The organism is Pseudoclavibacter sp. RFBJ3, from assembly GCF_002931375.1.
In the GTDB taxonomy this organism is placed as follows: Bacteria; Actinomycetota; Actinomycetes; order Actinomycetales; family Microbacteriaceae; genus Pseudoclavibacter.
The window spans coordinates 1-6,098 of the sequence record NZ_PSXZ01000036.1; the positions used below are offsets into that span (position 1 = coordinate 1).

Here is a 6,098-nt window from a genome sequence, read left to right on the forward strand (position 1 = left end):
GCTCTTTGTAGTGTAATTTTTACCATTGTACATTTGGGAGAAACCCTGTATAGTATTTATTTGTTGAGCGAAACAAATCAACGAACATTAAACACACAAAAAAATTAATTTAAAAAAGTTGTTGACTTTCATATCGATAGCGAGTATAATTAATTCTTGTGTTGAAGAAATGAACATTGAAAACTGAATGACAATATGTCAACGTTAATTCCAATAAAGTAACTTAAATGTTACAAACACTATTTAGTATTATGAGCTAATCAAACATCATAAATTTTTATGGAGAGTTTGATCCTGGCTCAGGATGAACGCTGGCGGCGTGCCTAATACATGCAAGTCGAGCGAACAGACGAGGAGCTTGCTCCTTTGACGTTAGCGGCGGACGGGTGAGTAACACGTAGGTAACCTACCTATAAGACTGGGATAACTTCGGGAAACCGGAGCTAATACCGGATAATATTTTGAACTGCATGGTTCGAAATTGAAAGGCGGCTTGGCTGTCACTTATGGATGGACCCGCGTCGCATTAGCTAGTTGGTGAGGTAACGGCTCACCAAGGCAACGATACGTAGCCGACCTGAGAGGGTGATCGGCCACACTGGAACTGAGACACGGTCCAGACTCCTACGGGAGGCAGCAGTAGGGAATCTTCCGCAATGGGCGAAAGCCTGACGGAGCAACGCCGCGTGAGTGATGAAGGTCTTCGGATCGTAAAACTCTGTTATTAGGGAAGAACAAGTGCTAGTTGAATAAGCTGGCACCTTGACGGTACCTAATCAGAAAGCCACGGCTAACTACGTGCCAGCAGCCGCGGTAATACGTAGGTGGCAAGCGTTATCCGGAATTATTGGGCGTAAAGCGCGCGTAGGCGGTTTTTTAAGTCTGATGTGAAAGCCCACGGCTCAACCGTGGAGGGTCATTGGAAACTGGAAAACTTGAGTGCAGAAGAGGAAAGTGGAATTCCATGTGTAGCGGTGAAATGCGCAGAGATATGGAGGAACACCAGTGGCGAAGGCGACTTTCTGGTCTGTAACTGACGCTGATGTGCGAAAGCGTGGGGATCAAACAGGATTAGATACCCTGGTAGTCCACGCCGTAAACGATGAGTGCTAAGTGTTAGGGGGTTTCCGCCCCTTAGTGCTGCAGCTAACGCATTAAGCACTCCGCCTGGGGAGTACGACCGCAAGGTTGAAACTCAAAGGAATTGACGGGGACCCGCACAAGCGGTGGAGCATGTGGTTTAATTCGAAGCAACGCGAAGAACCTTACCAAATCTTGACATCCTTTGACCCTTCTAGAGATAGAAGTTTCCCCTTCGGGGGACAAAGTGACAGGTGGTGCATGGTTGTCGTCAGCTCGTGTCGTGAGATGTTGGGTTAAGTCCCGCAACGAGCGCAACCCTTAAGCTTAGTTGCCATCATTAAGTTGGGCACTCTAAGTTGACTGCCGGTGACAAACCGGAGGAAGGTGGGGATGACGTCAAATCATCATGCCCCTTATGATTTGGGCTACACACGTGCTACAATGGACAATACAAAGGGCAGCGAAACCGCGAGGTCAAGCAAATCCCATAAAGTTGTTCTCAGTTCGGATTGTAGTCTGCAACTCGACTACATGAAGCTGGAATCGCTAGTAATCGTAGATCAGCATGCTACGGTGAATACGTTCCCGGGTCTTGTACACACCGCCCGTCACACCACGAGAGTTTGTAACACCCGAAGCCGGTGGAGTAACCATTTGGAGCTAGCCGTCGAAGGTGGGACAAATGATTGGGGTGAAGTCGTAACAAGGTAGCCGTATCGGAAGGTGCGGCTGGATCACCTCCTTTCTAAGGATATATTCGGAACATCTCGTAGAGATGATACGGAATAACGTGACATATTGTATTCAGTTTTGAATGTTTATTTTAACATTCAATTTTTTAATGGGCCTATAGCTCAGCTGGTTAGAGCGCACGCCTGATAAGCGTGAGGTCGGTGGTTCGAGTCCACTCAGGCCCACCATTAAATTTGTACATTGAAAACTAGATAAGTAAGTAAATAGATTTTACCAAGCAAAACCGAGTGAATAGAGTTTTAAATAAGCTTGAATTCATAAAAAATAATCGCTAGTGTTCGAAAGAACACTCACAGATTAATAACTATATTAGATTAAGTTATTAAGGGCGCACGGTGGATGCCTTGGCACTAGAAGCCGATGAAGGACGTTACTAACGACGATATGCTTTGGGTAGCTGTAAGTAAGCGTTGATCCAGAGATTTCCGAATGGGGGAACCCAGCACAAGTTATGTTGTGTTATCGACAAGTGAATTCATAGCTTGTCAGAAGGCAGACCCGGAGAACTGAAACATCTTAGTACCCGGAGGAAGAGAAAGAAAATTCGATTCCCTGAGTAGCGGCGAGCGAAACGGGAAGAGCCCAAACCAATAAGCTTGCTTATTGGGGTTGTAGGACACTCTATACGGAGTTACAAAGGAATATATTAAACGAATCATCTGGAAAGTTGAATCAAAGAAGGTAATAATCCTGTAGTTGAAAATATATTCTCTCTTGAGTGGATCCTGAGTACGACGGAGCACGTGAAATTCCGTCGGAATCTGGGAGGACCATCTCCTAAGGCTAAATACTCTCTAGTGACCGATAGTGAACCAGTACCGTGAGGGAAAGGTGAAAAGTACCCCGGAAGGGGAGTGAAAGAGAACTTGAAACCGTGTGCTTACAAGTAGTCAGAGCCCGTTAATGGGTGATGGCGTGCCTTTTGTAGAATGAACCGGCGAGTTACGATCTGATGCAAGGTTAAGCAGAAAATGTGGAGCCGTAGCGAAAGCGAGTCTGAATAGGGCGTATAGTATTTGGTCGTAGACCCGAAACCAGGTGATCTACCCATGGTCAGGTTGAAGTTCAGGTAACACTGAATGGAGGACCGAACCGACTTACGTTGAAAAGTGAGCGGATGAACTGTGGGTAGCGGAGAAATTCCAATCGAACTTGGAGATAGCTGGTTCTCTCCGAAATAGCTTTAGGGCTAGCCTCAAGTGATGATTATTGGAGGTAGAGCACTGTTTGGACGAGGGGCCCCTCTCGGGTTACCGAATTCAGACAAACTCCGAATGCCAATTAATTTAACTTGGGAGTCAGAACATGGGTGATAAGGTCCGTGTTCGAAAGGGAAACAGCCCAGACCACCAGCTAAGGTCCCAAAATATATGTTAAGTGGAAAAGGATGTGGCGTTGCCCAGACAACTAGGATGTTGGCTTAGAAGCAGCCATCATTTAAAGAGTGCGTAATAGCTCACTAGTCGAGTGACACTGCGCCGAAAATGTACCGGGGCTAAACATATTACCGAAGCTGTGGATTGTCCTTTGGACAATGGTAGGAGAGCGTTCTAAGGGCGTTGAAGCATGATCGCAAGGACATGTGGAGCGCTTAGAAGTGAGAATGCCGGTGTGAGTAGCGAAAGACGGGTGAGAATCCCGTCCACCGATTGACTAAGGTTTCCAGAGGAAGGCTCGTCCGCTCTGGGTTAGTCGGGTCCTAAGCTGAGGCCGACAGGCGTAGGCGATGGATAACAGGTTGATATTCCTGTACCACCTATAATCGTTTTAATCGATGGGGGGACGCAGTAGGATAGGCGAAGCGTACGATTGGATTGTACGTCTAAGCAGTGAGATTGAGTGTTAGGCAAATCCGGCACTCTTAAGATTGAGCTGTGATGGGGAGAGGAAATTGTTTCCTCGAGTCGTTGATTTCACACTGCCGAGAAAAGCCTCTAGATAGAGATTAGGTGCCCGTACCGCAAACCGACACAGGTAGTCAAGATGAGAATTCTAAGGTGAGCGAGCGAACTCTCGTTAAGGAACTCGGCAAAATGACCCCGTAACTTCGGGAGAAGGGGTGCTCTTTAGGGTGCAAGCCCAGAAGAGCCGCAGTGAATAGGCCCAAGCGACTGTTTATCAAAAACACAGGTCTCTGCTAAACCGTAAGGTGATGTATAGGGGCTGACGCCTGCCCGGTGCTGGAAGGTTAAGAGGAGTGGTTAGCTTCTGCGAAGCTACGAATCGAAGCCCCAGTAAACGGCGGCCGTAACTATAACGGTCCTAAGGTAGCGAAATTCCTTGTCGGGTAAGTTCCGACCCGCACGAAAGGCGTAACGATTTGGGCACTGTCTCAACGAGAGACTCGGTGAAATCATAGTACCTGTGAAGATGCAGGTTACCCGCGACAGGACGGAAAGACCCCGTGGAGCTTTACTGTAGCCTGATATTGAAATTCGGCACAGCTTGTACAGGATAGGTAGGAGCCTTTGAAACGTGAGCGCTAGCTTACGTGGAGGCGTTGGTGGGATACTACCCTAGCTGTGTTGGCTTTCTAACCCGCACCACTTATCGTGGTGGGAGACAGTGTCAGGCGGGCAGTTTGACTGGGGCGGTCGCCTCCTAAAAGGTAACGGAGGCGCTCAAAGGTTCCCTCAGAATGGTTGGAAATCATTCATAGAGTGTAAAGGCATAAGGGAGCTTGACTGCGAGACCTACAAGTCGAGCAGGGTCGAAAGACGGACTTAGTGATCCGGTGGTTCCGCATGGAAGGGCCATCGCTCAACGGATAAAAGCTACCCCGGGGATAACAGGCTTATCTCCCCCAAGAGTTCACATCGACGGGGAGGTTTGGCACCTCGATGTCGGCTCATCGCATCCTGGGGCTGTAGTCGGTCCCAAGGGTTGGGCTGTTCGCCCATTAAAGCGGTACGCGAGCTGGGTTCAGAACGTCGTGAGACAGTTCGGTCCCTATCCGTCGTGGGCGTAGGAAATTTGAGAGGAGCTGTCCTTAGTACGAGAGGACCGGGATGGACGCACCGCTGGTGTACCAGTTGTTCTGCCAAGGGCATAGCTGGGTAGCTATGTGCGGAAGGGATAAGTGCTGAAAGCATCTAAGCATGAAGCCCCCCTCAAGATGAGATTTCCCAACTTAGCGTATAAGATCCCTGAAAGATGATCAGGTTGATAGGTTCGAGGTGGAAGCATGGTGACATGTGGAGCTGACGAATACTAATAGATCGAGGACTTAATCAATTTTTTCAAGTTTTGCGACGCAAATCTTTACTTACTATCTAGTTTTGAATGTATAATCATTCATTTGTCTGGTGACAATGGCAAGGAGGTCACACCTGTTCCCATGCCGAACACAGAAGTTAAGCTCCTTAGCGCCGATGGTAGTTGGACTGACGTTCCGCTAGAGTAGGACGTTGCCAGGCATATAAATTGGAGAATTAGCTCAGCTGGGAGAGCATCTGCCTTACAAGCAGAGGGTCGGCGGTTCGAACCCGTCATTCTCCACCATTTAAATATCGGAGGGGTAGCGAAGTGGCTAAACGCGGCGGACTGTAAATCCGCTCCTTCGGGTTCGGCAGTTCGAATCTGCCCCCCTCCACCATCTTATTGGGCTATAGCCAAGCGGTAAGGCAACGGACTTTGACTCCGTCACGCGCTGGTTCGAATCCAGCTAGCCCAGCCATAAGAGCCATTAGCTCAGTTGGTAGAGCATCTGACTTTTAATCAGAGGGTCAGAGGTTCGAATCCTCTATGGCTCACCATGTTTTTCTTGCGGATGTGGCGGAATTGGCAGACGCACTAGACTTAGGATCTAGCGCCTTACGGCGTGGGGGTTCGACTCCCTTCACCCGCATATGCGGAAGTAGTTCAGTGGTAGAACACCACCTTGCCAAGGTGGGGGTCGCGGGTTCGAATCCCGTCTTCCGCTCCATTATTTTGCCGGGGTGGCGGAACTGGCAGACGCACAGGACTTAAAATCCTGCGGTGAGAGATCACCGTACCGGTTCGATTCCGGTCCTCGGCACCAATTTAAATATAGCGCCCGTAGCTCAACTGGATAGAGCGTTTGACTACGGATCAAGAGGTTATGGGTTCGACTCCTATCGGGCGCGCCATTTAAAATTATCAATTTAATATACGGGAAGTAGCTCAGCTTGGTAGAGCACTTGGTTTGGGACCAAGGGGTCGCAGGTTCGAATCCTGTCTTCCCGACCACTTCGGGGCCTTAGCTCAGCTGGGAGAGCGCCTGCTTTGCACGCAGGAGGTCA

General features: G+C 48.8%; 10 tRNA genes and 3 rRNA genes. All 13 read left to right on the forward strand.

The annotated features are described in order from the left end of the window. Nucleotides 1-276 precede the first annotated feature (276 nt). The 13 genes from C5E07_RS18900 (at nt 277) to C5E07_RS18960 (ending at nt 6,045) form a co-directional block, all read left to right on the forward strand. Nucleotides 277-1,828: ribosomal RNA gene (locus C5E07_RS18900) — 16S ribosomal RNA — on the forward strand. A 98-nt stretch (nt 1,829-1,926) separates the two neighbouring features. Next, nucleotides 1,927-2,003 (forward strand) — tRNA-Ile (locus tag C5E07_RS18905). Nucleotides 2,004-2,148: 145 nt separating this feature from the next. Continuing rightward, nucleotides 2,149-5,070, forward strand: a 23S ribosomal RNA gene (locus tag C5E07_RS18910). A 67-nt stretch (nt 5,071-5,137) separates the two neighbouring features. Then, nucleotides 5,138-5,252, forward strand: a 5S ribosomal RNA gene (gene rrf / locus C5E07_RS18915). Together the 16S, 23S and 5S rRNA genes with 10 tRNA genes alongside form the textbook arrangement of a ribosomal RNA operon. Before the next feature lie 9 nt (nt 5,253-5,261). Next, a tRNA-Val gene (locus tag C5E07_RS18920) sits at nt 5,262-5,337 on the forward strand. A gap of 10 nt (nt 5,338-5,347) precedes the next feature. Further along, nucleotides 5,348-5,431, forward strand: a tRNA-Tyr gene (locus tag C5E07_RS18925). Between the two features lie 6 nt (nt 5,432-5,437). Further along, a tRNA-Gln gene (locus C5E07_RS18930) sits at nt 5,438-5,512 on the forward strand. A gap of 3 nt (nt 5,513-5,515) precedes the next feature. Then, nucleotides 5,516-5,591 (forward strand) — tRNA-Lys (locus C5E07_RS18935). Between the two features lie 10 nt (nt 5,592-5,601). After that, a tRNA-Leu gene (locus C5E07_RS18940) sits at nt 5,602-5,683 on the forward strand. A gap of 3 nt (nt 5,684-5,686) precedes the next feature. Beyond that, nucleotides 5,687-5,761, forward strand: a tRNA-Gly gene (locus tag C5E07_RS18945). 7 nt (nt 5,762-5,768) lie between these two features. Beyond that, nucleotides 5,769-5,857, forward strand: a tRNA-Leu gene (locus tag C5E07_RS18950). Between the two features lie 11 nt (nt 5,858-5,868). Continuing rightward, nucleotides 5,869-5,945 (forward strand) — tRNA-Arg (locus C5E07_RS18955). 23 nt (nt 5,946-5,968) lie between these two features. Then, nucleotides 5,969-6,045: transfer RNA gene (locus tag C5E07_RS18960), tRNA-Pro, on the forward strand. Nucleotides 6,046-6,098: the final 53 nt, after the last annotated feature.